Origin of the sequence: Sulfuricurvum sp., assembly GCF_022759005.1 — a bacterium.
Classification (GTDB): domain Bacteria; phylum Campylobacterota; class Campylobacteria; order Campylobacterales; family Sulfurimonadaceae; genus Sulfuricurvum.
The window spans coordinates 1-3201 of sequence record NZ_JAEMQA010000155.1; the positions used below are offsets into that span (position 1 = coordinate 1).

Sequence of the window (3201 nt, forward strand, 5' to 3'; positions counted from 1 at the left end):
GCGCGTCTTGATGACACGGCAGGTTTCATGATGGGCGATGCATGGTGCGGTGCTGAATTCCCGACGGCGTTTGGTATGGAAGATCAGTCTCCGGAAGAAAAAGCGATTGCTGAAGCAGATTCGAAATCGGGTGCATCACTGAAATTGACCGTTCTTAATCCAATGGGACGTATTTGGACGATGGTAGCCGGCGGTGGGGCATCGGTTGTGTATGCCGATACGATTGCCGATCTTTCAGGCAACGTAGCCGACCTTGCAAACTATGGTGAATATTCGGGTGGACCGACAACAGGTGAAACGAAGTTTTACGCCGATACTGTTTTGGATTTGATGACTCGCCATAAAGATCCAAAAGGTCGCGATAAAATTTTGATCATCGGCGGTGCGATTGCAAACTTTACCGACGTTGCGAAAACATTTACAGGGATCATTCAATCGTTTGAAACCTATGCAGACAAAATGAAAGAGGTTGGGACTCGTATTTACGTACGCCGCGGCGGGCCAAACTATGAAAAAGGTCTTAAAGACATTAAAGAGGCGGCAGACCGTTTGGGTCTTTATATTGAAGTATACGGACCTGAAACACATGTAACCGACATTGTGCGCATGGCGCTTGAAAAATAAGGAGAGAATGATGGGTGCTTTATTTACCAAAGATACACAAGCAATTTTTTGGAACAACAACGCGAGCGCTATCCAACGTATGTTGGATTATGACTATGTCATCAATCGCACAAAACCTTCTGTTGCGGCAATCGTTGCTCCGACATCAGGAAACAAATTTGAGAAATTTTTCTACGGTCCTGATGAGATTATGGTTCCGGTATTTCGTAACACGACTGATGCTGCGGCAGCATTTCCGAATGCTGACGTTCTTTTGAACTTCGGATCATTCCGTACAGCGTATGATGTGACGATGGAAGCAATCGGCATTAAAGGACAATTTAAAACGATCATGGTTACGGCCGAGGGGATTCCTGAGCGGCTTGCTCGTAAAATGAACCAAGCAGCTCGCGATGCGGGTGTCGTTGTTATCGGACCGGCAACCGTTGGTGGTATCGCTCCAGGTGCGTTTAAAATTGCAAATGTCGGTGGAACCATCGAAAATATTATTAACTCTAAACTTCACCGTGCCGGTTCATGTGGATTGGTAACCCGTTCAGGCGGATTGTTCAATGAACTTTCAAACATCATTAGTATTAATGCTGACGGTATTGCTGAGGGTGTTGCGATCGGCGGTGACCGGTTTGTCGGTTCAGTATTCATCGATAATCTTCTTCGTATGGAGAGCAACCCTGAAGTTAAATATATGGTTCTTTTGGGTGAAGTCGGTGGAACCGAAGAGTACAAAGTAATCGAAGCGGTTAAATCGGGCAAAATCAAAAAACCGATTATCGCATGGTGTATCGGAACGATCGCTAAACATTTCAGCTCAGGGGTTCAATTCGGACACGCAGGTGCTTCGGCAAATGCGGACGCAGAAACTGCAGCGGCTAAAAATGAAGCGATGGCAGCAGCGGGTATTTATGTTCCTGCAAGTTTTAATGATCTTCCGCACACCATTGCGGAAGTTTACGGAAAACTTCGTGCAGAGGGAACAATCGGTGAAATTGCTGAACCTGAACTTCGTGCGATACCGAAAGTACGCCGTAAAAAAGAGTTCATTTGTACGATCTCTGATGATCGCGGTGATGAAGCGACCTATGCGGGTTATCCGATCAGCTCGGTAGCAACTCCGGAAACCGGTTTTGGAATCGGTGATGTTATTTCACTTCTATGGTTCAAAAAACGCTATCCAAAATGGGCAACTGATTACCTAGAAACCGTTATTAAAACGGTTGCTGACCACGGTCCGGCGGTTTCGGGTGCGCACAATGCAAAAGTTACAGCGCGTGCAGGAAAAGACGTTATCAGTTCTTTGGTGACAGGTCTTCTTACTATCGGACCACGTTTCGGTGGAGCGATCGATGATGCTGCACGTTATTTCAAATACGCGAATGACCGTGGTATGACTCCTTCGGAATTTATTGATTACATGAAAAAAGAGGGTAAAACCATTTCCGGTATCGGACACCGTATTAAATCGGTACGTAACCCTGACCTTCGTGTATCGGGATTGAAAAAATATGCAGCTGAACACTTTCCTGCAACACCGTTGCTTGATTTTGCCCTTGAGGTCGAAAAATTGACAACCTCTAAAAAAGACAACCTAATCTTGAACGTTGACGGTACGATCGGTATCTTGATGGTTGATATGTGGCGTGCACTTGGATATTCTGAAGAAGAAATCGACGGATTCATCGACGCAGGTGCATTGAACGCATTCTTCGTAGTCGGACGCTCAATCGGATTTATCGGGCATATCTTGGATGAAAAACGTCTTGGAATGCCGATGTATCGCCACCCGACAGACGATATTCTTTACAACGTCGAACTCGCAGACGAAATCTAAATTCTTTCTTTTCCCGCTGATGCGGGAAAATCTCTTTTTTTCTTCAAACTTTCTTCTTTTTTGTTATAATCATTTTTGATAAATTTTGTTTTCAAAAAAGGCTTCTGTATATGAAACGATTTGCTTTTACATTATTAGAACTGGTTTTTGTGATTATTGTTATAGGTATCATTGCTGTCCTTGCAATGCCGAATCTGAGTACCAATCCTTTGAAACAAGCTGCAGAACAAATCGCTGGGCATATACGTTATACGCAACATCTCGCTATGGTTGATGATAAATACAATGATAAAAATTCTACATGGTGGCGCGAGCGTTGGCAGATCCGATTTTATGAAAAAGGGACTCCTGATAATTATTATTATACTGTTTTCTCTGATAAAGACCAAAATACCAATGTGGACTATGGTGCTGGCAAAACTGAAGTAGCTATTGATCCGCTTACAAGCAAAAAATTGCATGTTTCTGATGACAATAAAAATATGGATTTGACTGGAACATATGGTATTGTTAATGTAGTTACATCTTGTCTTACTGAGGATGGAAGCAAAGTTACTGCTAATAAAGGTGTTATTGCATTTGATGAATTCGGCCGTCCTTATAATGGGATATCTAATGCAAAGACTCAATCAGATTATTTATTGACTCAAAGTTGTACGATCGAATTTCAACATAAATCTGAAGGGAATGCGACTATAACTATCCAACCTGAAACGGGTTATGTGTCGGTTGTTTACAAGTAAAAAATG

Annotated in this window: 3 protein-coding genes; all 3 read left to right on the forward strand. The window is 43.1% G+C overall.

The window, feature by feature from the left end; translation table 11 throughout:
- A partial coding sequence (locus JHC35_RS09130) for an ATP citrate lyase citrate-binding domain-containing protein (RefSeq protein ID WP_295044523.1) occupies positions 1-624 on the forward strand: 624 nt, incomplete at its 5' end.
- Between the two features lie 10 nt (positions 625-634).
- Positions 635-2452, forward strand: a complete 1818-nt coding sequence (locus tag JHC35_RS09135; RefSeq protein ID WP_295044525.1) for a citrate/2-methylcitrate synthase — start codon at positions 635-637, stop codon at positions 2450-2452.
- A gap of 110 nt (positions 2453-2562) precedes the next feature.
- Entirely contained in the window at positions 2563-3195 is a 633-nt protein-coding gene (locus tag JHC35_RS09140; RefSeq protein ID WP_295044527.1) for a prepilin-type N-terminal cleavage/methylation domain-containing protein, read from the forward strand.
- Positions 3196-3201 lie beyond the last annotated feature (6 nt).

Bases quoted from the DNA above. Each gene is read 5' to 3' on its own strand.
- JHC35_RS09135 (WP_295044525.1), top strand. From the start codon at position 635: ATGGGTGCTTTATTTACCAAAGATACACAAGCAATTTTTTGGAACAAC.
- JHC35_RS09140 (WP_295044527.1), top strand. From the start codon at position 2,563: ATGAAACGATTTGCTTTTACATTATTAGAACTGGTTTTTGTGATTATT.